24 protein-coding genes and 1 pseudogene are annotated in these 26,410 nt (G+C 67.8%); 8 read left to right on the forward strand and 17 right to left on the reverse strand.

Translation table 11 applies throughout. The features are described 5' to 3' along the window. Window positions 1–134: 134 nt before the first annotated feature. Window positions 135–464: a flagellar hook-basal body complex protein FliE gene (gene fliE / locus RV045_RS02935; protein ID WP_423234329.1), complete on the reverse strand. Its 330-nt coding sequence runs from the start codon at window positions 462–464 to the stop codon at window positions 135–137. Window positions 465–638: 174 nt separating this feature from the next. Between fliE and fliF the strand changes: the two genes are divergently transcribed. The 4 genes from fliF to fliI are packed head-to-tail and all read left to right on the forward strand — an operon-like array spanning window position 639 to window position 5,766. Then, window positions 639–2,408, forward strand: coding sequence for a flagellar basal-body MS-ring/collar protein FliF (fliF, locus tag RV045_RS02940; RefSeq protein WP_423234266.1), 1,770 nt, complete (start codon window positions 639–641; stop codon window positions 2,406–2,408). Continuing rightward, entirely contained in the window at window positions 2,405–3,409 is a 1,005-nt protein-coding gene (gene fliG, locus RV045_RS02945) for a flagellar motor switch protein FliG (RefSeq protein ID WP_423234267.1), read from the forward strand. Before fliF ends, fliG begins: the two co-directional genes overlap by 4 nt. A gap of 15 nt (window positions 3,410–3,424) precedes the next feature. Continuing rightward, window positions 3,425–4,240 carry a FliH/SctL family protein gene (locus tag RV045_RS02950; RefSeq protein WP_423234268.1) on the forward strand — a complete coding sequence of 272 codons (816 nt, stop codon included), beginning with the start codon at window positions 3,425–3,427 and terminating at the stop codon, window positions 4,238–4,240. 8 nt (window positions 4,241–4,248) lie between these two features. Then, window positions 4,249–5,766: a flagellar protein export ATPase FliI gene (gene fliI, locus RV045_RS02955; protein ID WP_423234269.1), complete on the forward strand. Its 1,518-nt coding sequence runs from the start codon at window positions 4,249–4,251 to the stop codon at window positions 5,764–5,766. An 18-nt stretch (window positions 5,767–5,784) separates the two neighbouring features. Here fliI and rng read toward each other — a convergent pair whose 3' ends face one another. The 4 genes from rng to corA form a co-directional block, all read right to left on the reverse strand. Further along, entirely contained in the window at window positions 5,785–7,320 is a 1,536-nt protein-coding gene (gene rng, locus RV045_RS02960; protein ID WP_423234270.1) for a ribonuclease G, read from the reverse strand. A 188-nt stretch (window positions 7,321–7,508) separates the two neighbouring features. Beyond that, a complete protein-coding gene (locus RV045_RS02965; RefSeq protein ID WP_423234271.1) occupies window positions 7,509–8,138 on the reverse strand; it encodes a hypothetical protein in 630 nt (209 codons plus the stop codon). A gap of 124 nt (window positions 8,139–8,262) precedes the next feature. Further along, the gene (locus tag RV045_RS02970) at window positions 8,263–9,612 is read right to left on the reverse strand and encodes an FAD-dependent monooxygenase (protein ID WP_423234272.1); all 1,350 of its coding nucleotides are present in this window, start codon (window positions 9,610–9,612) and stop codon (window positions 8,263–8,265) included. Further along, window positions 9,609–10,571 (reverse strand): magnesium/cobalt transporter CorA, encoded by a 963-nt coding sequence (gene corA / locus RV045_RS02975; RefSeq protein ID WP_423234273.1) that lies wholly within the window; start codon window positions 10,569–10,571, stop codon window positions 9,609–9,611. Before corA ends, RV045_RS02970 begins: the two co-directional genes overlap by 4 nt. A gap of 175 nt (window positions 10,572–10,746) precedes the next feature. Between corA and cysE the strand changes: the two genes are divergently transcribed. After that, a complete protein-coding gene (gene cysE, locus RV045_RS02980) occupies window positions 10,747–11,598 on the forward strand; it encodes a serine O-acetyltransferase (protein WP_423234274.1) in 852 nt (283 codons plus the stop codon). Window positions 11,599–11,632: 34 nt separating this feature from the next. On the opposite strand, the gene RV045_RS02985 is transcribed toward cysE, so the two are convergent. Next, a complete protein-coding gene (locus RV045_RS02985) occupies window positions 11,633–12,466 on the reverse strand; it encodes a thymidylate synthase (protein WP_423234275.1) in 834 nt (277 codons plus the stop codon). A 190-nt stretch (window positions 12,467–12,656) separates the two neighbouring features. Here RV045_RS02985 and RV045_RS02990 point away from each other — a divergent pair, with 190 nt between their 5' ends. Next, complete coding sequence (locus RV045_RS02990; RefSeq protein WP_423234276.1) at window positions 12,657–13,568, forward strand: GGDEF domain-containing protein; 912 nt, start codon at window positions 12,657–12,659, stop codon at window positions 13,566–13,568. Between the two features lie 82 nt (window positions 13,569–13,650). After that, on the forward strand, window positions 13,651–15,174 hold the full coding sequence (locus RV045_RS02995) for a cytochrome-c peroxidase (RefSeq protein WP_423234277.1): 1,524 nt from the start codon (window positions 13,651–13,653) through the stop codon (window positions 15,172–15,174). On the opposite strand, the gene RV045_RS03000 is transcribed toward RV045_RS02995, so the two are convergent. The 11 genes and pseudogenes from RV045_RS03000 to RV045_RS03050 form a co-directional block, all read right to left on the reverse strand. Next, window positions 15,161–16,300 (reverse strand): YjhT family mutarotase, encoded by a 1,140-nt coding sequence (locus tag RV045_RS03000; RefSeq protein WP_423234278.1) that lies wholly within the window; start codon window positions 16,298–16,300, stop codon window positions 15,161–15,163. The two genes, RV045_RS02995 and RV045_RS03000, sit on opposite strands and share 14 nt — an antisense overlap. A gap of 6 nt (window positions 16,301–16,306) precedes the next feature. Continuing rightward, the gene (locus RV045_RS03005; RefSeq protein ID WP_423234330.1) at window positions 16,307–16,951 is read right to left on the reverse strand and encodes a Maf family protein; all 645 of its coding nucleotides are present in this window, start codon (window positions 16,949–16,951) and stop codon (window positions 16,307–16,309) included. 6 nt (window positions 16,952–16,957) lie between these two features. Continuing rightward, complete coding sequence (gene rlmH / locus RV045_RS03010; RefSeq protein ID WP_423234279.1) at window positions 16,958–17,437, reverse strand: 23S rRNA (pseudouridine(1915)-N(3))-methyltransferase RlmH; 480 nt, start codon at window positions 17,435–17,437, stop codon at window positions 16,958–16,960. After that, window positions 17,437–17,805, reverse strand: a pseudogene (gene rsfS, locus RV045_RS03015) (ribosome silencing factor); the annotation flags it as partial. The gene rlmH and the pseudogene rsfS, both read right to left, overlap by 1 nt. A 79-nt stretch (window positions 17,806–17,884) precedes the next feature. Then, a complete protein-coding gene (locus RV045_RS03020) occupies window positions 17,885–18,742 on the reverse strand; it encodes an ABC transporter permease (protein WP_423234281.1) in 858 nt (285 codons plus the stop codon). Continuing rightward, window positions 18,739–19,650 (reverse strand): ABC transporter permease, encoded by a 912-nt coding sequence (locus tag RV045_RS03025; RefSeq protein WP_423234282.1) that lies wholly within the window; start codon window positions 19,648–19,650, stop codon window positions 18,739–18,741. The genes RV045_RS03020 and RV045_RS03025 overlap by 4 nt, the downstream gene beginning before the upstream one ends. A gap of 13 nt (window positions 19,651–19,663) precedes the next feature. Next, window positions 19,664–20,803: an ABC transporter ATP-binding protein gene (locus RV045_RS03030; protein WP_423234283.1), complete on the reverse strand. Its 1,140-nt coding sequence runs from the start codon at window positions 20,801–20,803 to the stop codon at window positions 19,664–19,666. Window positions 20,804–20,896: 93 nt separating this feature from the next. Next, entirely contained in the window at window positions 20,897–22,102 is a 1,206-nt protein-coding gene (locus RV045_RS03035; RefSeq protein ID WP_423234284.1) for an extracellular solute-binding protein, read from the reverse strand. A 147-nt stretch (window positions 22,103–22,249) separates the two neighbouring features. Beyond that, entirely contained in the window at window positions 22,250–22,648 is a 399-nt protein-coding gene (locus RV045_RS03040) for a PaaI family thioesterase (protein WP_423234331.1), read from the reverse strand. A gap of 56 nt (window positions 22,649–22,704) precedes the next feature. After that, window positions 22,705–24,102, reverse strand: coding sequence for an aspartate aminotransferase family protein (locus tag RV045_RS03045; protein WP_423234285.1), 1,398 nt, complete (start codon window positions 24,100–24,102; stop codon window positions 22,705–22,707). 22 nt (window positions 24,103–24,124) lie between these two features. Then, window positions 24,125–25,495: a glutamine synthetase family protein gene (locus RV045_RS03050; RefSeq protein WP_423234286.1), complete on the reverse strand. Its 1,371-nt coding sequence runs from the start codon at window positions 25,493–25,495 to the stop codon at window positions 24,125–24,127. Between the two features lie 125 nt (window positions 25,496–25,620). Between RV045_RS03050 and RV045_RS03055 the strand changes: the two genes are divergently transcribed. Next, window positions 25,621–26,403, forward strand: a complete 783-nt coding sequence (locus RV045_RS03055; RefSeq protein ID WP_423234287.1) for a chalcone isomerase family protein — start codon at window positions 25,621–25,623, stop codon at window positions 26,401–26,403. The last annotated feature ends 7 nt before the right edge of the window (window positions 26,404–26,410 follow it).

A 26,410-nucleotide genomic window follows, 5' to 3' on the forward strand; every position in this document is an offset into this window, starting at 1 on the left:
AATGTAAACGGGGGATTGCCAGTTATCTGGTCTGACCAGACTATACCGTATTAACCCTGGGTTCATATTATTTTCATATGAACAGAAATCCGTTCAACAATAGATTCCCGTCAGACCACCGCGCGAGTGCGACGTCACACCTGCATGTTCATGATTTCGCTGTAGGACTGCACCAGACGGTTGCGCACGGCCAGCACGGCCTGGAAGCCGATCTGCGATTTCTGCATCGCCACCATGGTGTCCTCCAGGCTGACCGCCGGATTGCCCAGCTGCAGCTCCTGCTGCATGCGGCGCGATTCGCCCTGCGCGGCGCTGACCTCGCCCAGCGCGTCGGTCAGGGCGGCGCGGAACCCGCCTGGCTGAGCGGCGCTGGCTCCCGGCCCGGATGGGGGCGGCAGGGCCTGCGCCATCCCGGCGCGGCTGAGGGCTTCCTGAAGGCTGAACGGTTTGAGCGACATGTCCATGGGCGTGCGGGCCACTGGGGCCGATCCGGTTGATGGCCGAATTGTGCGGTGCCACCGCCCGCGCGAAGCAGCAAACAGGCGCCGCTTCTGCCGACTGTTCGGTTTTTGCCGCCCTGCCCTGCGCAACGACAATGGCGGCATCTTCAAAACTGTGACTGCCCACCGACCGACCCCATGAGCAACGCTGTTGTCCCCGCCTCTTCCACTTCCTCCGGGGCCCTGAGCCCGTCGGCACTGCCGACGGCCCCGGCCCGTCCGGCGATGGAATGGGTGCAGCGTGTGCGCGAGCTGCCCCCCAGGCGCAAGTGGAGCCTGGCCGCCGCAATGGCCGGCATCGTCGCCATCGTCGTGGCGCTGCTGGTCTGGCAGGCGCGCGGCGATTACAGCGTGCTGTTCAGCGGTCTGGACGACAAGAGCGCGGGCGATGTCGTCGCCCAGCTCGGCACCCTGAACGTGCCCTACCGCATCGGTGCGGGCGGCGCGGTGCTGGTTCCGGCCACGCAGGTGCACGAGCTGCGCATGAAGCTGGCCAGCGCCGGGCTGCCCAAAAGCGCCACGGTCGGTTTCGAGCTGATGGACGCCGTCAAGTTCGGCCAGACGCAGACGCAGGAGCGCATCAACATCCAGCGCGCGCTGGAAGGCGAACTGACCCGCACCATCGGCTCGCTCGATGCGGTCGAGTCCGCCCGCGTGCACATCGCCCTGCCCAACCAGAACGGTTTTTTCCGCGAACAGCAAAAGCCCAGCGCCTCGGTGATGCTGAACCTGCGGCCCGGCCGCACGCTGGACCCGACGCAGCTGGCCGGCATCGTCCACCTTGTGGCGTCCAGCGTGCCTGAGCTCAGCACCAAGGCCGTCAGCGTCATCGACCAGACCGGCACACTGCTGACCGCCGACCCGGACGCCGACGGACAGGGCGCGCTCAGCGACCGCCAGCTCAAGTACAGCCACCAGGTCGAGGACGTTTTCCTCAAGCGCATCCAGGCCATCATCGAACCGCTGGTCGGCAAGGACAATTACCGCGCCACCGTCACGGCGGACATCGATTTCAGCCAGTCCGAGCAGACCTCGGAAGAATTCCGCCCCAACCAGACGCCCGATTCGGCGGCAGTGCGCAGCAGCTCCAGCGTGGTTGACAGCACCGGCGCCGGCAGCGGCACGGCCGCGGGGGTGCCCGGCGCCACAAGCAACCAGCCGCCCGTGCCCGCCACGGCGCCTGTCACCGGCGCCGCGCAGCCGCTGCAGGCCGCCCCCGGCAACGGCGCCGCCAGTGGCGCGGCCAGCGGACCTGGCCGCCGCGAAAACACCACCAACTACGAGCTGGACAAGACCGTGCGCGTCACCCGCAACGCCACCGGCCTGGTGCGCAAGGTGAACGCCGCCGTGGTGCTCAACCAGCCCAGCAAGACCGACGCCAAAGGCAATGTCACCAGCGAGCCCGTTCCTCAGGCCGAAATCGACCGCATCACCAGTCTGGTCCAGGAGGCCATCGGCTTTGACAGCAAGCGCGGCGATTCGGTCAAGGTGATGAGCGCGCCTTTCCGCACCGACCCGGGCCTGGCGCCCGACGACACGCCACTGTGGCAGCAGCCCTGGCTGCTGGACACCCTGCGCAGCGCCGTGGTGCCACTGGTGCTGGGCGGGATCGCGCTGGCGCTGTTTCTGGGCGTGGTGCGCCCCATCGTCAAGGCCACGGTGCGCGAGCGCGCCGCCAGCGCGCCGGCGCAGGCCAGCGGCACGCCGGGCGGCCTGCTCAGCGCGGTGGTCGACGATGACGCCCCGCCCGGCCGCCCCGACGAGCCCCTGCGCCTGGGCATCGAAGGCCCGCTGGACGGCCCCACCCAGAACGCCGCCGAACGCCTGCTGGCCATCCGCCAGCTCGCCAAGGACAACCCCGCCGCCGTCGCGAACATCGTGCGCGAGTGGGTCAACCAGCCGGCATGACGACCATGGACAACGGAACCGAAGACGCCGCCATCCTGCTGATGTCGCTGGGCGAGGAATCGGCCGCCGAGGTGTTCAAGCTGCTCAACCCCAAGGAGGTGCAGCGCCTGGGCGAGACCATCACCCAGCTGCGCGCCGTGCCGCACGAGCGCGTCGAGACGGTGCTGAAAAACTTCACCGACCTGGCCCGCGCGCGCCAGACCCTGGTGCCCGACGCCAGCAAATACATCCGCTCGGTGCTGCGCCGTGCGCTGGGCGATGAAAAAGCCAGCGTGCTGCTGGACCGCATCCTGCAGAACAACGACATTTCGGGCATCGAGAGCCTGAAGTGGATGGATTCCGAGGCCATCGCCGAGCTGCTGCGCAACGAGCACCCGCAGATCGTCGCGGCCATCCTGGTCCATCTGGAGAGCGATCACTGCTCGCAGGTGCTCAAACAGTTCACCGACCGCCACCGCAACGAGGTGCTGATCCGCATCGCCACGCTGGACGGCATCCAGCCCAGCGCGCTGCGCGATCTCAACGAGGTCATGGGCAATGTGCTGTCCATGGGCGAGAGCAAGCGCCGCAACGCCAGCGGCGGGCCGGAGTCGGTCGCCGAAATCATCAACATGATGGGCAGCGGGGTCGAGGCCTCGTCGCTGGATTACATCCGCGAAATGGACCCGGACCTGGCGCAGAAAATCCAGGACAGCATGCTGTCCTTCGAGGATCTGCTCAAAGTGGACGACCGCGGCATCCAGACCGTGCTGCGCGAGGTGCAGAGCGAATCGCTGGTCATGGCGCTCAAGGGCGCGACGCAGGAGATGCGCGACAAAATCTTCCGCAACATGTCCAGCCGCGCCGCCGAAACCCTGCGCGAGGATCTGGAAGGCAAGGGCCCGGTGCGCGTCTCCGAGGTCGAGGCCGAGCAGAAGGACATCCTCAAGATCGTGCGCCGTCTCTCGGACGAAGGCCAGATCATGCTGCCGACGTCGGGCGGCGACGACGGCTTTGTGTAATCGGGCGGCCCGGCCATGAGCTTCACGCCCGCCGACCTCCCTTCCGCTGCGGCGGCGCCCACGTCGGCCGCGCCGGACCGTCGGGTGCAGACGCGCTTCATTCCGCGCGAAGAGCTGTCGGGCTTCGCCGCCTGGAGGCCGGGCGAGATCTCCGACCCGTCCGGATCGGCCAGCGGCGGCCTGCACACCGGCTACCCGGCCAGCGGGCCCGAACCCGCGCCGCCGCCGCCCACCGACGCCGAGCTGGAAGCCAGCCAGGCCAAGGCGCGCCAGGTGGCGTCCATGCTGCAGCAGGCGCGCGAATCAGGCTACCAGGACGGCCACCGTGACGGCCTGGTGGCGCTGGACGCCTTCAAGCAGACTTTTGCCCGCCAGACCAGCACCCAGGTGGCGCGCTGGCTGGAAGCGTTCGATGCGCGCATGCAGGACATCGAGCGCGAGATGTCGGCGACGCTGGCCGAACTGGCCGTGCAGCTCGCCCGCCAGGTGGTGCGCTGCGAGCTGCGCACCCAGCCCGAACTGATCGCCGAAGTGGCCAGTGACGCGGTCAACGCGCTGGTGCTGACCTCGCGCCATATCAGCGTGCGCCTGCACCCCGACGACATGGCCTGGGTCGAGGCCGGGGCCAGCGAAATCCTGTCCGCCCGCGACGTGCGCCTGATCGCTGATTCGCGCGTTTCGCCCGGCGGCTGCCTGATCGAATCCGACACCAATGCCATGGACATGAGCATCGAACAGCGCTGGCACCGCGCCGCCGCCAGCCTGGGGATGGACACGCCCTGGCACACCGAGCGCGAACCCGAAGACACGCCGTCGCGCCACGGCCACTGAGCCCCGCCATGAGCGACATCAGCGACACGACCACCCAGACCGCAGCGCCGGACGCCACCGCCTCCCCCGCTTCCCCCGCTTCCGCTTTGGCCGGTCTGGACATCACCGCCAGCATGGAGCGCCGGGAGCGCGGCTGGCAGACCTATTTCCGCAAGCTGCGCCTTTTGGCCCAGGGCAGCCCGGAGCCCGAGGTGCACGGCCTGCTGGTGCGCGTCACGGGCCTCGTGCTGGAGGCCACCGGCCTGCGCGTGCCCATGGGCGCGGTCTGCGAGGTGCGCATGCCCGGCCAGCCGCCGGTGCAGGCCGAGGTCGTCGGCTTCAACGGCGACCGCACTTTCCTGATGCCAACGGGCGAGGTTTACGGCCTGGGCAGCGGCGCGCGCGTGGCGCCGCTGGTCGCGCCCGTCACCGCGCCGCGTCTGGGCCTGCCCAACCACCCGCGCCGCCGCCTGGAAGACCGCGGCCAGCATCTGCCCATGGGCGATGGCCTGCTGGGCCGCGTCATCGACCCGCACGGCCTGCCGCTGGACCGGCGCGGCCCCATCGCGGGCACCTTCAACGCGCCGCTGGTGCGCCGTCCCATCAACGCCATGGACCGCGACCCCATACGCACACCGCTGGACACCGGCGTGCGCGCCATCAACGCCCTGCTGACGGTCGGGCGCGGGCAGCGCATCGGCCTTTTCGCCGGAACGGGCGTGGGCAAATCGGTGCTGCTGGGCATGATGGCGCGTTACACCGCCGCTGACGTGATCGTCGTCGGCCTGATCGGCGAGCGCGGGCGCGAGGTGAAGGAATTCATCGAGGACATCTTGGGTGAAGACGGCCTGGCGCGCAGCGTGGTGGTGGCCGCTCCGGCCGATTCGCCACCGCTGCTGCGCATGCAGGGCGCGACCTACGCCACGACCATCGCCGAACATTTTCGCGACCAGGGCCGCCACGTGCTGCTGCTGATGGATTCGCTCACCCGCTACGCCATGGCGCAGCGCGAGATCGCCCTGGCGATCGGCGAGCCGCCCGCCACCAAAGGCTATCCGCCCAGCTGCTTTGCCAAGCTGCCGCAGCTGGTCGAGCGCAGCGGCAACGGCCTGCAGGGCGCAGGCTCGATCACCGCGTTTTACACCGTGCTGTCCGAGGGCGACGACCAGCAGGACCCCATCGCCGACGCCGCGCGCGGCATCCTGGACGGCCACATCGTGCTCAGCCGCGATCTGGCCGAATCGGGCCACTACCCGGCCATCGATGTCGAGCGATCCATCTCGCGGGTGATGAACGCCGTGGCGCCGCGCGAGCACATCCAGGCCGCGCGCCGGCTGCGCCGCCTGCTGGCGCGCTACAACAAGGCGCGCGACCTGATCCAGCTGGGGGCCTACACGCCGGGCAGCGATGCCGATCTGGACGAAGCCATCCGCGCCAACCCCGGCATCCTGCACCTGCTGCAGCAGGACATGCACGAACCCGCCGGCCTGGCGCAGAGCGTGGTGCAGATGGAAGGCCTGCTGCAGGATCTGGAACAGCCGGGCTGAGCGCCCCGCACCGCCGCCTCAGACCAGGACGATCTCGTACTCTTCCAGGCTGGCCACGCCGTGCGCCTGCACAGCCACCGGCTTGCCGATGAAGCCCGACAGCCCGGCCAGATGCTGGCTCTCCTCGCCCAGCAGCAGCTCGGTCACGTCGGCGTGGGCCAGCACCTCGAAGCGCTCCGGGTCGAACTGGCGCGCCTCGCGCAGCACCTCGCGCAGGATCTCGTAGGCCACCGTGCGCGCCGATTTGAGCTGGCCGCGCCCCTGGCAGACCGCGCAGGGCTCGCACAGCGTGTGCGCCAGCGTGTCTCGGGTGCGCTTGCGCGTCATCTCCACCAGGCCCAGCGGGCTGAAGCCGCTGATGAAGGTCTTGACGCGATCGCGCGCCAGGTGGCGACGCAGCTCGCGCAGCACGGCTTCGCGGTGTTCCTCGCGCTGCATGTCGATGAAATCCAGCACGATGATGCCACCCGAGTTGCGCAGGCGCAGCTGCCGCGCGATGGCTCCGGCCGCTTCCAGGTTGGTCTTGAACAGCGTGTCTTCCAGGCGGCGCGCGCCGACAAAAGCGCCGGTGTTGACATCGACCGTGGTCATGGCTTCGGTCTGGTCAACGACCAGATAACCGCCGGATTTGAGCTCCACCCGCCGCCCCAGCGCCCGGCCCACATCCTCGTCGATCTGGTAGAGATCAAAAATCGGGCGATCGCCGCTGTAGTGCTGCAGGCGCCCGACCGCACCGGGGGTGTAGGTCTGGCCGAAGGCCTGCAGGGCTTCGAACTGCAGGTGCGAATCGACGCGGATGCTGGCCGTGTCCGGCCCGCAGAAATCGCGCAACACGCGCTGCATCAGGTTGAGATCGGTGTACAGGCAGGCCGGTGCAGGCAGGCTGTGCGCGCGCTGGCGCACGTCCGACCAGGTGCGCTGCAGGTAGGCCACGTCGTCGGCCAGGGCCTCGTCGCTGGCGTCTTCGGCATTGGTGCGCAGAATGTAGCCGCCCGGCCGCGACGGCGGCGTCAGACCGTCGCGCGAGCTGCGGCGCAGCGCTTCCTCGAAAGCGGCCTGAGACAGCCCGGCGACGCGCTCGCGCAGCCGCTCGCGCTGGGCCGGGTCAGCGATTTTCTGCGACACGCCAATGTGCTCGTCGTGCGGCAGGAAAACCAGCAGCCGCCCCGCCACCGACACCTTGGCCGTCAGGCGCGCGCCCTTGCTGCCCATGGGATCTTTCAGGACCTGAACGACCAAGGTCTGGCCTTCGAAAATCTGGTGCTCGATGGGTTTCGCGGCGGTGGCGCCCGGGGAGTTGCCCGGCTGCGGCGCTGGCGCATCCAGCAGGTCGGCCACATGCAGAAAGCCCGCACGCTCCAGGCCCACGTCCACAAACGCCGACTGCATGCCCGGCAACACCCGCGTCACGCGGCCCAGGTAGATGTTGCCCACCCAGCTGCGGTTAACAACGCGCTCGACGTGAAGCTCCTGCACCAGGCCCTTCTCGACCACGGCCACGCGGGTTTCGTGCGGGGCCCAGTGGATGAGGATGTCCTGGTCTTCGGTGTGCATGGGGCCTGGGGGTGTGAATCGGGGTGCGCGAAGAATACACCATTCGTGCCGCCCCCCCGCTCTTCAGACCGCCCGACTTTTCACCGCGCAATCTCGGAAATGGGTCGCCATATATTCATCATATTAATGCCTGGCAAAATAAAACCCGCCCGGGCGAACCCGGGCGGGCGAATTCCGGATACCGGAGATTACTTGCCGGTCGAAGCCGGGTTAGCGCGCTGGCTCAGCACCTCCTGAGCGGCTTTGAGCGCATCCGGGTTCATCGCTGCATCCGCGCTGGCGGACATATCCGCGCCCGCTTTCATTTCCATGCCAGCGGCTTTGGCGTCCACCCCGGCTTTGACACCCGCTTTGGCATGGGTTTTCCCATGGGCTTTGGCGTGGGTTTTAGCATGGGTTTTGGTCTTGGTCTGGGCCGACGTGTGGGTTTTGGCCTTGGCGTGGGATTTGGACTTGGGCGCCATCATGGCCTCGTCCTTGTCCTGCGCCATGGCCGGGTCGGCCGCCATTTTGGGATTCATGGCGGGCATGGCCTGCGCGGGCATCGCCGCTGCCGCATCCGCTGCCCCCTGCACCTTGCCCATGGCGCCGCCCGCAGCGTTTTTCACGGCGTTGGCGCCCTGACCAGCCATATCGGTAGCGGCTTTGGCTCCGCCTGCCAGCGCGCCCGTGGCCTGACCCATCAGATCAGGGGTGGTGGCGGTGGCAGCGGCCTGGGCCGCCGCATTGGTTTGTGCCTCCTGAGCGTTAGCGGCCCCGGAAGCCAGCAGTCCACACAGCAGGGCTGCGGTTAATCCAGTGCGTTGGAATTTCAACATGGGTTTTCCCTTTTCCAGTCAAACAAAATACATCAGTAGCTGGGCTACGGCGTTTTGGAGAATGAAATTGCGGAAAAGTTCCTGCGAAATTAAGATTTTGCAAATCGAGCCAATACTCGCTGATTCAGGCGCGCAGGCCCCAGATCAGTTGCTGGCCCAGCGCTTTTTTCAACGGCGCAAAAGCCTGCGTCAAACCCAGCAGACCGTCGCGCACAGCAGGCAGCAAGGTCCCACCGGGCAGAAACCCTGTGGCCAGCGTGTGGGTCAGGCCAACCGTCAGGGCACGGTCACGGCGGCGCTGCTGCACCCATGCGCGGATGGCGTGATCCAGCCCCGCCTGATGTCCACCGGTGGCCTGCGGGCTATCCGGGCCGGGCCACTGGCGCTGCGCCTCGTCCAGCAGGGTGACCAGCGCAGCGGCGTCACGCAGGCCCAGGTTCAGGCCCTGGCCAGCCACCGGGTGCAGGGTCTGCGCGGCGTTGCCCGCCACCAGCTGGCGCGGGGCCAGCAGGTGCGCCTGCAGGTGCAGGGCCAGATCAAAGCGGCGCAGCGGCCCGATGGCGACCACCTGCGGGGCATCCTGCGGCAGCAGGGCCTGAACGGCGGCGCAGCGGGCGGCCTCGTCCATGGCGTCGATGGCGCTGGCGCCCGAACCTGTGCCCGTCAGGCCCCGCTGGCACCAGACCAGCGACACGGCGTGCTGCCCGGCAGCCAGCTTCAGGCCCGGCGCGGGGCGCAAGGGCAGCAGCGCCAGCGGTCCGTTCGGGGTGAAGCGCTCAAAAGCCGCATCGGGCTGGGCCAAGGGGCCGATGGCGTGACCGGCATCGGGCGCCTGCAGCACCGCCTCGCCCACCCAGGCGGATTGCCCGTATGCCCAGCCCAGGCGCTGGCCGGGCGATTCAGGGCGCAGGGCGTCGGCCTGCGGCTGGCCTTCGGCGTGGATCAACAGGTCAAATTCGTCGTCGGCCACGCGGCAGCCCAGGGTGCGCGAACCGTGACGCAGCGGCAGAGCGCTGCCGGGCTGCACCTTCACGCCCTGGCGGTGCTGCAGGCGCTGAGGCTCGGCCGCCACGCGCTGCGCCCACAGGGCCTCAAGCTGCCCCACGAGATCGCCATACCGCACCACGCTGCCCAGGCGCGGCAGGCCGACGCGGTCGGCGTGGATCTGCGTGCTGGCCCAGTCGGACAGGCGGTTTGAAGGCGCCTGCGACACATGCACATGCGCAATCGGCGCGCCGATGGCCTCCAGCACCGACGGCGTCAGGCCCAGCGACACAAGCGTCTGCGCGCTGCCCCAGGACAGCGCCAGCGCCCGGCCATCTGCCGCTGGGGCGACCCCAGCCGGGCGGGCGTCCAGCAGCGTGATGCGCGCGCGCGCCCAGCGCTGCGCCGCCAGCAGCGCCAGCGACAGGCCCACCGGACCCGCCCCGGCCACGCCAAGTCTCAGGCCTGATCCGGCAGCAGTCTCGCTCATTTCAGCCATCCTTTGCGGTGAAACACATAGAACGGAATGATGACCGAAACCACCATCAGCATCAGCGCAAACGGGTATCCGAAGCGCCAGTGCAGCTCGGGCATGGCGTCAAAGTTCATGCCGTAGATGCTGGCGATCAGCGTGGGCGGCAGCAGCGATACCGAGGCCACCGAGAACAGCTTGACCACCTTGTTCTGGTTGATGTTGATGAAACCGACGATGGTGTTCATCAGGAAGTTGATCTTGTCGAACAGGAAGGCGGTGTGGCTGTCCAGCGAATCGATGTCGCGCATGATCTGGCGCGCTTCCTCGAACTGCTCGGGGTTGAGCAGCCGGGTGCGCATGATGAAGCCCAAAGCGCGCCGCGTGTCCATCATGTTGCGGCGGATGCGGCCGTTGAGGTCTTCCTCGCGGGCGATCGAGGCCAGCGCTTCGGCGGCGGCGCTGTCGTCCAGGTTCTCGCGCAGGACGTGGGCACTGACGGCTTCCAGGTTCTGGTAGACGCTTTCCAGCGCGTCGGCGGAATATTCGGCGTCGGCGTCATACAGTTTGAGCAGCACGTCGCGCGGCCCGTTCAGCCAGCCCGGAATGCGTCGCGCGCGCAGGCGCAGCAGACGGAACACCGGCAGCGCCTCGGCGTGGACGGTGAACAGGATCTCGTTGGCGACGATAAAACCCACGCGCACGCTGCGCGGCGATTCGTCGTCGTCGATCAGGAAGTCGGAGCGGATGTGCAGCTCGCCGTTGTCTTCCTCGTAGTAGCGCGCCGATTCTTCCAGATCATCGTCGATGATGTCCTGCGGGATGAGCACGCCAAAGTGGCTGGCGACCCAGTTTTTTTCGTCGTCGGTGGGCTCTTCCAGGTCGATCCAGATGGGCTGCACGTCGGGGACGGCGTCCAGCACCTCGACCTCGTGCTGCACCAGGCGCCCTGCCGCAAGGGAAAAAAGATTCAGCATGGGCGTGTCTCCTGGCCGGGTTTCCTGGGTGCCGCCGCGATTGCTGCAGTGCAGCGGCGCCGGGTATTCTATGCCACGCACCGGGCCCGGCGCCATCCCCGCGCGCATCAGGGCTGAAGGCCTCAGGCTACACTGCGGCGCACCCCTTTTCATGACGACGACCCCGGATTCCGACATGCTCCGCACCTTTCAGGACGACATCCGCTGCATTCTCGAACGCGACCCGGCCGCGCGCTCGGCCTGGGAGGTCGTGCTGTGCTACCCCGGTTTTCACGCGCTGGTGCTGCACCGCGTGGCGCACGGCGCCTGGCAGCGCGGCTGGCGGCTGCTGGGGCGCTGGCTGTCGCACCTCAACCGCTGGCTGACGGGCATCGAGATCCACCCCGGCGCGCGCATCGGGCGGCGGGTGTTCATCGACCACGGCATGGGCGTGGTGATCGGCGAAATGACCGAGATCCACGACAACGTCACCATCTACCAGGGCGTGACACTGGGCGGCACCTCGCTGGTCAAGGGCGCCAAACGCCACCCGACGCTGGAGAGCGGCGTCATCGTCGGCGCCAACGCCTGCGTGCTGGGCGGTTTCACCGTGGGCGCAGACGCGCGCGTGGGCTCGGGCGCAGTCGTCACCAAGCCCGTCCCGCCCGGCGCCACTGTGGTGGGCAACCCGGGCCGCATCATCGAGCGTGACGCCGCGCAGGCTGACACCGCTCGGGCTGACACTGCGCCGTCGGCTCCGGCGCCAGCGCCCTCCGCTGCCCCGGCCGCTCAGGCTGGCGTGCAGGCGCCCAGCGAAGGCTTCAGCGCTTACGGGGTCTCGAATGGCGACGACCCGCTCACCGTCGCCGTCCACCGCCTGGCCGACCAGACCCAGCTGCAGGAGCACCAGATCGCCCTGCTGTGGCAGGCCATGCAGTCGCTGCGCCAGCCTGCCGCCAGCGACTCCGCGCCGTGCAGCCCCCTGCCCGACGAGGCCCTGACGCACGAGTGCTTCAGGAGCCAGGATATCCGCAAGCTGCTGGATTGAGCGCGGATCAAACTGTTCCGCGCCAGAAACCGACTCACACCGCCACCGGCGCCTTGATGCCGGGGTGGGGGTCGTAGCCGACCAGCTCGAAATCGTCCAGCGTGTAGCTGAACAGGTCGGCCGGGCGGCGTTTGATGACAAGCTGAGGCGCCGGCCGCACGTCGCGGGACAGTTGCATCTCCGCCTGCTGCATGTGGTTGGCGTAGAGGTGGCAGTCGCCGCCCGTCCAGATGAAGTCGCCCACAACGAGGTCGCACTGCTGCGCCACCATGTGCGTCAGCAGCGCGTAGCTGGCGATGTTGAAGGGCACGCCCAGAAACACGTCAGCGCTGCGCTGGTAGAGCTGGCACGACAGCCTGCCGTCCGCGACGTAGAACTGGAACAGGCAGTGGCAGGGCATGAGCGCCATCTGGTCCAGCTCGGCGACGTTCCAGGCGCTGACGATCATGCGGCGGCTGTCAGGCGTGCTCCGGATCTGGTCCAGCACCTGACTGATCTGGTCGATGGCGCCGCCCGAAGGCGTGGGCCAGCTCCGCCACTGCTTGCCGTAGACTGGCCCCAGATCGCCGTCCGCATCCGCCCACTCGTCCCAGATGCTGCAGCCGCGCTCCTGCAGCCAGCGCACGTTGGTGTCGCCGTTCAGGAACCACAGCAGCTCCAGGATGATGCTTTTCAGGTGGACTTTTTTGGTTGTGACCAGCGGAAAGCCTCTGGACAGATCAAAGCGCATCTGGTGGCCAAAGACGCTGCGCGTGCCGGTGCCGGTGCGGTCGGTTTTGGGGGTGCCGCTGCGGAAAATGTGGGCCAGCAGGGCTTCGTAGGCATCGAAGCGGCAGGAATCAGAAGGGTTCACGGCGTCAGGGCTCATTTCGGGGGGGTCGAAGGCCACTCAGACGGGCGGCGATGCCGCACAATAAAGTCTGTCATTGCAGCGCCACGGCCTGAGGGTTCACGCAAAAATGGCAAAACACTGAAGTTCGCCATGGAAATGGCGACATTCTGCCTGAGGATGCTTTTTACGGCCCACTGCCGACCCGTCACCGCCACCCGACCTGCCCATGACCACCCAGCCCCTGTCCAGCCACCAGACCTCCACCCGGCCGGTTTCGTCCAGTGGTTTTGTGCGCCGCTCGCGGCTGATCGCCTGGCTGACGGGCAGCAGCCGCCGCGAGCGCCGCCTGCCCCTGCTGGGCCTGGCGGCAGCGGCGCTGCTGGTGCTGGGCGCGCTGCCGCTGGTGCGCCACGAGCTGACACTGAACACCGCAGGAGACCCCACCGCCTGGATCCTGCTGTGGAGCGTGCTGACGCTGGCGGGCGTGGGCCTGGGCATTCTGGGCTGGACCTTGGCATCCGGTCTGGCCGCCGAGCTGCGCCAGGCGCGGCTGGATCTGGACATGGCTTCGGTGCAGGATCTGGCGACGCGGGCTTACAACAAGCACCATTTTCTGACCTTGGCCGAGGCCGAATGGACGCGCTGCCGCCGCTACGGCGTGGACACCGCGCTGCTGCTGCTGCACGGCGACCAGCTCGATCAGGTGCTGCAGCGCAACGGTCAGGCCTGTCGCGACACGCTGATGCGCGAAATGGTCCAGGTCGCGCGCGGCTCGCTGCGCAAAGCCGACATCCTGGGCCGCTTCGCCGCCGACCAGTTCGCGATTTTCGTGCCGCACACCGACCACCTGGGCGCGCTGGACGTGGCCGAGCGCATCCGCTCGCAGGTCGAGCAGCTGGCGCTGGCCTGGGACGGCCAGACGGTGCGCAGCACGCTGAGCATCGGTGTGGCCTCGCTGGGCCCCGGCCACAGCCACCTGGACAGCATGATCACCGACGCCATGAAGGCGCTGGTCATCGCCCAGAACGGCGGCTGCAACTGCGTGCGCGCCGCGCCGCTGCAGGCCCGCCGCCCCCCGGGCCGCATGGTTCCGCCCGACACGGCCGGGCGCCTGAACGTGCAAAGACGCCGCCACTGAAACGTTCACTGCGCCTTTTTCAGCGCTTCACCCCCGTCAGTCCGGCTTATGATTGAGACCTGTTCTCAATTCAAGGAAGACCGTGGCTGCGAACCGGACGGGCCCTTCAGCGCGCGAACGCCGCTTTGTCACTGCCGTGGTCGTCATCGTGGCTGCCGCGGCGATGCTCGGTGCGTGGTGGAGTTCCCGCCCCGCCGCTGCGCCTGAAGCCCGCCGCGAGACCGCCTCATCCGCAGCCCCAACGCCGACAGGCCAGCCCGCCGTGCCCAAAGGCACCGAGCTGGATCTGCTGGCGCTGACCCAGACCCAGCGCGACGCCCAGAACACGGCGCTCAAGGCTGCGGGCCAGGGCCTGGCGCCCCCACCGCTGCCCGACAGCCGCCCCGAGACCCTGCTGCTGCGCCAGTGGGTCGGCCAGGCGCCGCCACGCCCCGAAAAACCGGCCGCGATGTCCGAGGCCGCCCGACTGGGCGCGCTGATTTTTGTGGATCGCAGCCTGTCGGCCTCGGGCCGGCAGTCGTGCGCCAGCTGCCACGAGGCCTCGCTGGGTTTTTCCAGCCCTTTTGACGACGCGACAGCGCCGGGCGGCAGCGACATGATGGCCAGCGGCACGCGCGTGCCGCAGCCGCTGCGTTACGCGGCGCTCAACCCCGAGCCGCAGTTCACGGTCGAAGAGACCCCCGAAGCCGACGGCGGTGGCCTGGAAGCGGCGGGGGGATTCTTCTGGGACGGCCGCGCCAGCAGCCTGCAGGATCAGGCGCAGCAGCCTTTTCTGGCGGCCAACGAAATGGCCAACCGCAACGCCTCTGAAGTGCTGGCGCGGCTGGTCAAAACCCCCTACTACGCCCGCCTGCAGGCGCTGTATGGCGCGAGCAGCATGGCCGATCCCGACCAGGCGCTGGCCAGCGTGGGTCAGGCGCTGATGCAGTTCCAGCTCGAAAGCCCGTCTTTCGCGCCTTTCAGCAGCCGCTTCGACGACTACCTGCGTGGCAGCGCCCAGCTGACGCCTGCGCAGCAGCGCGGCCTGATGCTGTTCAACAATCCGGCCAAAGGCAACTGCATCGCCTGCCACACCAGCGTGCCCAGCGCGAACCGGCCGCTGCCGCTGTTCACCGATTTCACCTACGACGCGCTGGGCGTGCCGCGCAACCCGCAGATCGCGGCCAACCGCAACCCGGCGCACTTCGATCTGGGCCTGTGCGATGCCCACCCGCCCTCGGCAGGCTCGGTCATGAACGGGCTGTGCGGCGCCTTCAAGGTGCCTTCGCTGCGCAATGTGGCGGTGCGGCGCCATTTCTTTCACAACGGCCGCTTCGACAACCTGCGCACCGTGCTGGAGTTTTACGTGCAGCGCGACACCCACCCGGAGCGCTGGTATCCGAGAGACGCCGCCGGGAAAATCCAGCTCTTTGACGATCTGCCCGCGCCTTACAAGGCCAACGTCAACCGCACCGAAGTGCCGTACAACCGCAAGCCCGGTCAGGCCCCGGCGCTGGACGCGCACGAGATCGACGATCTGCTCAGCTTCCTGAGCACACTGACCGACGCCGATCTGACCGCGCAGGCGCAGCAGAACCTGGCGCGCCAGGGCATCAGACCGCAGTGATCAGGCCGCTGTCATGCGGGGGCGGATGGGCGGATGGGCTGACGCGCACCGCGCCTGACGCCGAATCCCAGTGCAGGCGCAGCACGGCATCGGTGGCCGCGCCGCCCTGCACTTCGCCGCCGACCAGCAGCAGGCTGTCCCCGAGCGCGAAGCTGACGCCATAGCCCATGCCCTGCGGCAGCTGGCCGACGCGCTGCCAGCGCGTCCCCTGCAGCGCAAAAATGCCGTCGTGCCAGGTTTTGGTCAGGCCCTGGTGGGCGTAGCGGTGGCCGGCGGCGTACCGCGCCCGCGCCCCGGGGAAGCTGGCCCCGCCCGCCAGCAGCAGCGTGCCCTGGACATCGCCCGCGTAGGCGCCCGCAACGCCTTCTTCACCCAGACCGCCCTCGGGGCCGGAGCTGGGGGCTTCGTGCCAGTCCAGGTTGTCGCCATCGTCGTGGATGTGCCAGATGGCCGTGCCGCGCAGGCCAGGTTTGACCTCGCCGTGGATCAGGGTCAGCCCCTTGCCCTGGGCGACCAGCGCGGACCCGGCACAGCCCGCCACCGGGCCTTCGCCCAGATCCAGCCAGTGGCCGTGCTGCACGTCGTAGCCCAGCACGCTGGCCGGAAAGCGGTAGGCCTCGCAGGGCTGGGACAGGTACTGGCGGGTCAGCGCGGCGGCGGCGTCCTCCTGCCCCGTCACGCGCTGCAGCAGGCTGGTGTAGGCGCGGAACACGTCGGGGTTGACGCCGCCGAAAAAGGCCAGCGGCCCGCTGGGCAGCACGCAGGCGGCCGCACCCAGCAGCCCGCGCGGCGCCGAAGGCAGCTGCTGCCAGACGCCCGTGGCCGGATCAAAGCTGTACATATCGTCCAGCGCCACCGTGGGCTGACCGGGCCGTGGCTGGCCCGCGCCGCCCAGCACCCAGATGCGGCCGTGGGCAGCCAGCGCCAGCGGCTGCTCGCGCACCACGCCGGGGAAATCGGCCAGACGCTGCCACGCGGGCGCGTCGGCGGCCAGGTCCAGGGCATACCAGGCGTGGCCTGCGCTGCCCAGACCCACATACAGGGTGTCGCCCAGACGGGCACCACAGCCCTGGCGCAGCGGCTGGGGCAGGCGGGGAAGGACAGGACGATGAGAATCGGCGGTCATGCGGGTTTACTTTCCGGAAGTCAGGAGCTGATCCAGCTCGAACAGGGGCAGGCCGACAATCCCGGAGTGGCTGCCCTCGATGCGGCTGATCCAGCGGGCGGCGCGGCCCTGGATGGCGTAGGCGCCCGCCTTGCCCGCCGGTTCGCCGCTGGCGACGTAGGCGCGCAGCGCGTCCTGCGGGACGGCCGACCAGGTGACGCGGCTGGTGGACAGGCGCTGCTGGCCATCCAGCCAGACGGCGGTGTAGACCTCATGGCTGCGCCCGGCCAGCGCCGTCAGCATGGCCAGGGCCTCACTGTCGTCCTGCGGCTTGCCCAGGATGCGGCCGTCCAGCGCCACCGTGGTGTCAGCGGCCAGCACGGGCGCAGCGGGCCAGGCCGCCACGCCGTGCTGCGCCTGCAGGCGCGACAGGCGCTGGCGCGCGGCCTCGCCCTTCAGGCGCGCGACGCGCTGCACGTAAACGGCGGGCGTATCGCCGGGCCGCACGGCTTCAAGCGCCTCGGCGTCCTCGTCCGGGCCGGCCAGCAGCAGGCGGTAGCGCACGGCGATGCTGTCCAGCAGGTCGCGACGGCGCGGGCTCTGCGAGGCCAGGTAAAGGTCAAACCCGGGATCAAGCCGGGAACCGTCTGCGGATGATGCGGGCGTGTTCAGGATTTTTCACTCCCGATGATACGGGTGGTGGCTCAGGATGCTCCAGGCGCGGTAGACCTGTTCGATCAGGACGACACGGGCCAGGGCGTGTGGCAGGGTCAGGCTGGACAGGCGCAGCAGCACGTCGGCCTGCGCCTTGAGCGGCGGGTGGATGCCGTCGGCGCCGCCGATGACAAAAACGGTGTCGCGACCGTCCTGCTGCCACTGGCCCAGATGCTCGGCCAGCGCCACGCTGCCCCAGTCGCGGCCGCGTTCGTCGAGCACGACACGGCGCACATCACGGCCATAGTGTTTGGCCAGCGTGGCCTCGATACGGGCGGCTTCCAGCTGCATCACCGTGGCGGGCGGGCGGCTGTCGCGCGATTCGGCCTTGAGCGCGTGCACGGCAAACTGCCAGTGCGGTGGCAGGCGCTTGGCGAAATCGTCGCAGGCGGCCTGCGCCCAGTCGGGCAGGCGCTGGGCCAGGGCGATCAGGCCCAGCTTCACGGTTTGGCGGACGCTCCCCGCAGCGGCAGGCGGGCCGGACGGCTGGGCTTTTCGCCCCACAGCTCTTCCAGGCGGTAGTAGTCGCGGATGGCCGGCTGCATGATGTGGGCGACAGCCGCCCCGCAGTCCACGATGATCCATTCGCCGTTTTCTTCGCCTTCCGTGCGCAGCACCGGAAAACCGGCCTGGCGCACCGCGTCCTTGACGCTGCTGGCCAGCGCCTTGGTCTGGCGGTTGGAGGTGCCCGAGGCGATGATCACGCGCTCGAACATGCTGGTCAGGTGTTCGGTGTCGAAGACGGCGATGTTGTGCGCCTTGACGTCTTCCAGACCGGTGACGATGGCCTCTTGCAGCTGGGTAATGTTCATGAAGAAATGGTTCTTGAGTGCGCTGTGACAGGGCTGGCAGTGTACGCGCTGCAGGCCCTGCGTGGGGAATCGGTGACCCTCAGTGGCGGACGGTGTCGTCGATGCGCAGCGCCGCCTGGGCCTCGCGCTCGCGGCGGCGCGTGGCACGCGCCACCCAGATGCTGTAGGCGATGATGACCAGGGTCACCGTCACGATCAGCAGCGTGGCGGCGGCGTAGATGGTCGGATTGATGCCGCGCCGGGCGTAACCGAAGATCACCTGCGGCAGCGTGGAGACGCCCGGGCCGGAGAGGAACTCGGAGATCACCACATCGTCGAACGACAGCGTGAACGACAGCAGGAACGCCGCCAGGATGGCCTGGAAAATGTTGGGCAGCGTCACCATGAAGAAGACCTGGTGCGGGCGCGCGCCCAGATCCATGGCGGCCTCCTCGATGCGGGCGTCCATCTCCAGCAGGCGGCTTTGCACCACCACCATGGCGTAAGACATGCCCAGCAGCGTGTGGCCCAGAATGATGGTGAGCAGGCCGCGCTGCGGCCAGCCCAGCAGATCCTGCGCGCCCACCATGAGCAGCAGCAGCGACAGACCGATCACCACTTCAGGCATCACCAGCGGCGCGTTGACCATGCCGGAAAACAGCGTGCGCCCCAGAAAACGCCGGTAGCGCACCAGCACGAAGGCCGCCAGCGTGCCCAGAATGGCCGACAGCACGCCCGTCACTGCCGCCACCTTCACCGACAGCCAGAAGCCTTCGACGATTTTGCTGTCGCGCGTCAGGGCCTCGTACCAGCGCAGCGAAAAGCCGGTGAAGCGGGCGTCCTGGCGCGTGCTGTTGAAGCTGAACACCACCATGAAGCCCAGCGGCAGGTACAGAAAGAAGAAAACCAGCGCCATCCAGATCCGGCCGATGTGCCGGGTGAGAAACGAGCCTTTCATGCGCCCTTCTCCTGGCTGGCGCTGCTGCGGTAGTACAGCGAGAGCGGTACGACAATCAGCGCGATCATGACCACCGCCAGCGCCGAGGCGCGCGGCCAGTTGTTGCTGGTGAACATCTCGTCCCAGACCACGCGGCCGATCATCAGGTTCTCTGGCCCGCCCAGCAGCGAGGGAATCACGAACTCGCCCAGGCAGGGGATGAAAACCAGCATGAAACCCGCCACGATGCCCGCTCGCGACAGCGGCACCGTCACCAGCCAGAAGGCCTTGAGCGGCGTCGCGCCCAGATCCCAGGCCGCTTCGAGCAGGCGCACATCCATCTTGACCAGGTTGGCGTAAAGCGGCAGCACCATGAAGGGCAGGTAGACATAGGTCATGCCCACCAGCATCGAGATACTGGTGTACAGCATGATGATGGGCTCGTGAATGACGCCGATGGCCATCAGGAAGCGGTTGATCACGCCCTGGTCGGCCAGCAGGCCTTTCCAGGCGTAAACGCGCAGCAGAAAGGACGTCCAGAACGGCAGCATCACCATCATCAGCAGCGCCGGGCGCAGCGCCGGGGACGAGCGCGCGATGAAATAGGCAAAGGGGTAGCCCAGCAGCAGGCACAGCAGCGCGGTGACGAAGGCGTAGAAAATCGAGCGCAGATAGGCTTCGATGTATATCGTCTGGAACAGCGCCCCGCCGCCGGATTCGCGAAAGATCGTCCAGTAGTTTTCGTACTTGAGGTGCAGGATGCCCGTGACCGGATCCCACAGCGGCTTGAAGGGGCTGATGCTCTCACCCATGTCCACAAAACTGATGTAGAGCAGGATCAGGAAAGGCAGCAGGAAGAACACCCCCAGCCAGACGTAGGGCACGCCGATGACGAAACGCCGTCCCGGCAGGCGCGTGGGCAGTTTCATGGCGGTCTCCCGGTCAGTCGCGCAGCAGGACAGCGTCGGTGGTGTCCCACCAGTAAAAGACCTCGTCCTCCCAGGTCAGATCCAGCAGCTCGTGGCGCGAGCCGTTGGGCTCGGTCACCTTGATGCGCTGGCCCTGGGGCGTGGCCACGATGTAGGTGTTGTAGGAACCGAAGTAGGCGATTTCCTTCACCTTGCCGGCGAAGACGTTGGGCGTATCGCCTGCGGGCCGGGTGCGCGAGATGCTGATTTTCTCGGGCCGCACGGCCACCGCCACGGGCATGCCCAGAGCGCCGCTGACGGCGTGGCCAACGTGGATCTCGCCGATCGGCGTCGAGGCGGCGCAGCGGTCGACCTCGTCCACGCTCAGCTTGCCCTCAAACAGGTTGACGTTGCCGATGAAGTCCGCCACAAAGCGGTTGGCCGGGTACTCGTAGACCTGCTGCGGCGAACCGACCTGCTGCACACGGCCTTTGCTCATCACGGCGATGCGTCCGGCCATGGTCATGGCCTCTTCCTGGTCGTGGGTGACCATGACGCAGGTCACGCCGACCTGTTCGATGATGTTGACCAGCTCGAACTGCGTCTGCTCGCGCAGCTTTTTGTCCAGCGCGCCCAGCGGTTCGTCCAGCAAAAGCAGCTTGGGGCGCTTGGCCAGGCTGCGCGCCAGCGCCACGCGCTGCTGCTGCCCGCCCGACAGCTGGTGCGGCTTGCGTTTGGCGTAAGGCGTGAGCTGGACCAGCGCCAGCATCTCGTCGGTGCGCTTTTTGACCTCGGTGCGCGGCAGGCCTTCGCGGCGCAGGCCAAAAGCCACGTTGTCCCACAGGCTCAGGTGCGGGAAGAGCGCGTAGCTCTGGAACATCATGTTCACCGGACGCTCGTAGGGCGGCATATTGGCCACGTCCTGCCCGCCCAGGCGGATGGTGCCCGAGGTGGGCGTCTCGAAGCCCGCCAGCATGCGCAAAAGCGTCGATTTGCCGCAGCCCGAGCTGCCCAGCAGGGCGAAAATTTCGCCCTTGCGGATGGACAGCGAAACCTCGTCCACCGCCAGCGCGTCGTCAAAGCGCTTGACCAGCTTGTCGGTGACCAGGTAGCCGTCGCTGGCGTCCGGCACCGTGGAGGAGGCAGTTGCCGCAGGAGCGGTGGCGGGAGACATCGGCTTTCCTTCACTGAAACGGCGGCCGCTCCTCAGGGAGCCGGCCGCCTGTCATCGCGGGTCATCGGGCGTCGGGCGTCGGTCAGACGGCCTTCAGCTGCCCTTTTTGAAGTCGGTGTAGACGCTGGACATGGCCGCACGCGCCTCGTTGGTGAAGCTGCTGGGCGGAATCAGCTTGGCCATGTAAGCCGGATCCACAAAAATCGTCTTGTTGTTGGCGATCTCGGGGTTGATCTTGTCCATCGCAGCCTTGTTGCCCGTGGGGTAGCCCATGGTGTTGGCCATGGCGGCGGCGTTTTCCGGGCGCAGGTAGTAGTTGATGAAGGCCATGGCGTTGGCCGGATGCTTGGCGCCCTTGGCAATGGCCATGGTGTCAAAGAAGCTCAGGGCGCCCTTGCTGGGCAGCAGCGCTTCGATGGTGTCCTTGCCGCCGTTGTCCTTGACGCGGGCCGCCGCCTGGTTGATGTCGCCCGACCAGCCGATCACGGCGCAGGCTTTGCCGCTGGCGATGTCGTCGATCATGGTGGCGCTGAAAATGCGGATGTCCTTGCGCACCTTGGACAGCATTTCGCCCGCCGCCTTGTAGTCGGCCGGGTCGTTGGAGTAAGCGTCCTTGCCGATGTAGTTCAGCGCCGCGGGAATGATCTCGGTGGGCGAATCCAGATAGGCGATGCCGCAGGATTTCAGCTTGCTGGTGTACTCGGGCTTGAAGACCAGATCCCAAGCGTTCTCGGGCATGGGCATGCCAGCCAGCGCCTTTTCAACTTTTTCCTTGTTGATGCCTACCGTGGTGAAGCCCCAGGCCCAAGGCACCAGGTATTTGTTGCCTGGATCGGCTTTGGTCAGCAGGGACATGATGCCCGGATCCAGGTTGGCCAGATTGGGAATCTGCGCCTTGTCCAGCGGCTCCAGCAGGCCGCCTTCGATCTGGGGTTTGGCGAACACGCTGCCCGGCACCACGATGTCATAACCGGTATTGCCCGCAACCAGTTTGGCGTGCAGGGCCTCGTTGGTTTCAAAGGTGTCGTAATTGACCTTGATGCCGGTTTCTTTCTCGAAGCCTTCGATCAGGCCATCGGGCACGTAATCGGGCCAGTTGTAAATGTTGAGCACCTTCTCTTCGGTATTGGCCGCCATGGCTGGTGCAGCCGCCGGTGTACTGGAGGCCTGCGCTGCGGCCGGGGCCGGGCTGGCGGTGGCCGGAGTGGCTTCGGCCACGGGCGCGGCGGGGGCTTCGGCTTTGCCGCAGGCGCTCAGGACCAGGGCGGAAACGGCCAGGGCAAGAAGGGTTTTTGTCATGACGGCAAGGCTCCTGAGGGTCGAAGTCTGAAAAAGAAAGGAAAAAACCAGGCACAGGGCATGAAAAAAACACCCCTGTGGCCTATTTTAAGCAGAAGCGCCCTGATATTTCGGGGCACCGCGGCTTCGGCGAACCACCGGGGCCGCTCAGCCCGGCGGCACGGTCACATGGACCACGGTGGCCTGCATCAGCGCCACCACCTTCATGGGCGACTGCGCCGTCGCCTCATCCAGCGCAACGGCGCAGGCCAGCACCTCGCCCGAGCACACGGTCAGGCGCTGGCCCGCGTGCTGCACGCGGCCGATGGCGACAAAGTGCGCGCCGATGGCCGGGCGGACCAGGTTGATCTTGAACTCGGCGGTGACGACCTCGCAGCCGGCCGGCGCCCGCGTCAGCGCGGCGTAGCCGCAGGCGCTGTCCAGCACGCTGCTGATGGCGCCCGCGTGGACAAAACCCTGCTGCTGCGACAGGTGCGCCGCCCAGGGCAGAACGATGCGCACCTCGCCCTCGCGCACCGACTGCAGGCGCGCGCCCAGCGTCGTCATCAGACTCTGGGCGGAAAAGCTGTCGGCGATGCGCTGGTGCAGGACCGGGTCCGGGCTCACAGCCAGCCCCGGGCGCGCACGTCGGCCAGGGTCAGATCGAGCGCGTGGCGGATCAGGCGCAGCAGCTCGTCGATGTCGCTGCGCGTCATGACCAGCGGCGGCGCGATGATCATGCGGTCGCCCACCGCGCGCATGATCACGCCATTGTTGAAGCAGTGGCCCCGGCACAGCATGCCCACGCCCAAAGCTGAATCAAACAGGGTGTTGCTGGCGCGGTCGCGCACCAGCTGCAGCCCGGCGACCATGCCGCAGCTTTCGGCCAGACCCACCAGCGGGTGGTCGGCCAGCGCGGCAAAGCCCTGGGCCAGCCAGGGGCCGGTGTCACTGCGCACGCGCTCGACCAGGCCTTCGGCCTGCATGATGTCCAGCGTGGTCAGCGCCGCCTGGCAGGCCACCGGGTGGCCGCTGTAGGTGTAGCCGTGGTTGAACTCGCCGCCCTGCTCCACCAGCACCTTGGCCACGCGCGAACCCACCATCACGCCGCCCAGCGGCACGTAGCCGCTGGTCACGCCCTTGGCAAAGGTCACCAGATCGGGGCGGTAGCCAAACTTTTCGTAGGCGAACCAGTGGCCCAGTCGCCCAAAAGCGCAGATCACCTCGTCAGAAATCAGCAAAATGCCGTATTTGTCGACAATGCGCTGGATCTCCGGCCAGTAGCTGTCGGGCGGAATGATGACCCCGCCCGCGCCCTGCACCGGCTCGGCGATGAAGGCGGCGACGGTGTCCGGACCCAGCTCCAGAATTTTCTCTTCCAGCGCCCGGGCGGCACGCAGGCCGAAATCGTCGCGACTCTCGCCGGGGTGGGCGTGCTCGAAAGCGAAGGGCTGCATGATGTGCGCCACACCCGGAATCGGCAGATCGCCCTGGCTGTGCATGCCCGACATGCCGGACAGCGAGGCCCCGCCGATGGTCGAGCCGTGGTAGCCGTTCCAGCGCGAGATCAGCGTCTTGCGCTGCGGCTGGCCCATCAGGTCCCAGTAGCGGCGCACCAGGCGGATGTTGGTGTCGTTGCTCTCGCTGCCGCTGCTGCTGAAAAAGACGTGGTCAAAGCGCGTCTCGCCCGCCGCCGGGGCGAGGGTGGCCAGACGGGTGGCCAGTTCGACCGCGCGCGGGTGCGTGGTCTGGAAGAAGCTGTTGTAGTAAGGCAGCTCCAGCATCTGGCGGTGGACGGCGTCGGCGATCTCGCGGCGGCCGTAGCCCAGGTTGACACACCACAGGCCGCTCATGCCGTCCAGAATCTTGCGGCCTTCGCCGTCAAACACATAGATGCCTTCAGCGTGCGTGATCACGCGCGCCCCGATGGCTGCCAGCTCCCGGCTGTCGGTGAAGGGGTGCAGGTAGTGCGCGGCGTCCTGCCCGCGCAGGCGTTCCAGGGTGGCGGTATCCAGACTCATGGCGTCTCCTTAGTGATCGGGTTCAGACGTGCAGCAGCAGGTGTTCACGCTCCCAGGGGGAGATGACTTTCATGAACTCTTCAAACTCCACTTCCTTGATCTCGGCGTAAACGGTGATGAACTCGTGGCCCAGCACCTCGCTGAGGTCTTCGTCGCGGCGCAGCCAGTCCAGCGCTTCGCCCAGCGAACGCGGCAGCGCGTAGGGCGACAGGTAGGCGTCGCCCTTCATTTCCGGCTTGGGCGCGATGCGCTTTTTCATGCCGATGTAGCCGCAGGCCAGCGTCATGGCCAACGCCACATAGGGGTTGGCGTCGGCGCCGATGACGCGGTTTTCAACCCGCCGCGCCTGCGGCTGGGCAATGGGCGAGCGGATGCCCACGGTGCGGTTGTCGTGGCCCCACTCGATGTTGATGGGCGCGGCCGTAGAGCGCGCCAGGCGCCGGTAGCTGTTGACGTATGGCGCCACCAGCGCCATCGCCGCCGGCACGTAGCGCTGCAGGCCGCCGATGTAGTGGTAGAAGGCGTCCGAAGCGCTGCCGTCGGCCTTCGAGAACAGGTTGTCGCCGCTGGCCTCGTCCACGATGCTCTGGTGGATGTGCATGGCGCTGCCGGGTTCGCCCGCAATGGGCTTGGCCATGAAGGTGGCGTACATGTCGTGGCGCAGCGCGGCCTCGCGCACCGTGCGCTTGAACAGGAAGACCTCGTCCGCCAGGCCCAGCGGCGAGGCGTGGAAGAAGTTGATCTCCATCTGCCCGGCGCCGATCTCGTGGATCAGGGTGTCGACGTTCAGCTCCATGCGGTCGCAGTAATCGTAGATGTCTTCGAAGAGCGGATCGAATTCGTTGACCGCGTCGATGCTGTAGGCCTGGCGCGAGGTTTCGGCGCGGCCGCTGCGGCCAATCGGTGGGCGCAGCGGGGTGTTGGGGTCGGTGTTGCGGGCGACGAGGTAGAACTCGAGTTCCGGCGCCACGACCGGCTTCCAGCCCTCGGCGGCGTACAGGTCGCAGACCCGGCGCAGCACCGAGCGCGGGGCAAAAGGCACCAGCAGGCCGTTCTTGTCGTAGCAGTCGTGGATGACCTGCGCCGTCGGGTCCGCCGCCCAGGGCACCAGACGCACCGTGGCCGGATCGGGGCGCAGGTGCATGTCGCGGTCGACCGCGCTGATGATGTCGTAATAGGCACCGTGCTCGGGCAGCTCGCCCGTGACGCTCATGCCGACCACCACTTCGGGCAGGCGCATGCCACGGTCTTCAGTGAACTTGATGCGCGGCAGGATCTTGCCCCGGGCCACGCCGGTCAGGTCAGGCACCAGACATTCGATTTCGGTGATGCGGTGGCGGTCCAGCCACTGTTCCAGCTCGTTGAAATGGGTGGGATGGGGGCTGCTATCCATGGGGTCTCCGCGCTGGCCCCCGCGTCTGAGGGGGCCTCTAGGTTCAAAGGATGATACACGAGGGCCCTGCGGGGCCCGGCCGCCGTGGGGTACCATAGCGCCGCCTCGACCGGAGACACAGCACGATGCGCCCCGACCTGCCCAAACCCCTGACTGCCGCCCTGCCCGCCCGCCTGCTGATTGCGCTGGCCGGGGCCTGCGCCCCGCTGGCCAGTGCGGTTGCGGCCGACGCTGCGGCGGTGCCTGCCCCGGCATCGAGCCCCTCGGATGCGGGGACAACAACGGCACCACCGGCTGCAGCTGCTGCGCCTGCAGCGGCTGTGCCTTACACCGTGCCCAGCGTCGCCACGCCGCCTGCGGGGATTGTTGGCGAGCCTTTGCCTGCCGCCCCTGCGTCAGCCCCTGGCGCGTCGCCCTCGCCAGCCCCGGTCACCCCGGCGCCAGCCGCCCCGGTGTGGACGCCGCCCACCGCCAGCATCGGCCCGGTGCGCGTCACCTACTGGGGCATTCACGCCTACGACATCACGCTGTGGAAACGCGCCAGCTTCGATCTGGCCCATTACGAGCAGCACGACCTGATCCTGCAGCTGGCCTTTGCGCGGGATTTTCTGTCCGCTGATCTGGCGCGGCGCGCTTCGGCCAAAATGGCCGACCTGGCCCGCTGGGGCAGCGCCACGCGCGAACAGTGGCGCCAGACCCTGGCCAGCCTGATCCCGGACATCAAACGCGGCGACATTCTCAGCATCGAGCATCGCGCTGACCAGGGCGTGCAGCTGCGCCTGAACAACCGCCCGCTGGGCAGCATCAATGATCCGGCCTTCGCCCGCGCCTATCTGGGGCTGTGGCTGTCGTCCGACCCCGCCGACGGGGCGCTGCGCCGCGCCGTGATGCGCCCGCCCGCCTCCTGAGACACGG

The sequence above is a fragment of the Amphibiibacter pelophylacis genome, assembly GCF_037688875.1.
In the GTDB taxonomy this organism is placed as follows: Bacteria; Pseudomonadota; Gammaproteobacteria; order Burkholderiales; family Burkholderiaceae_C; genus Amphibiibacter; species Amphibiibacter pelophylacis.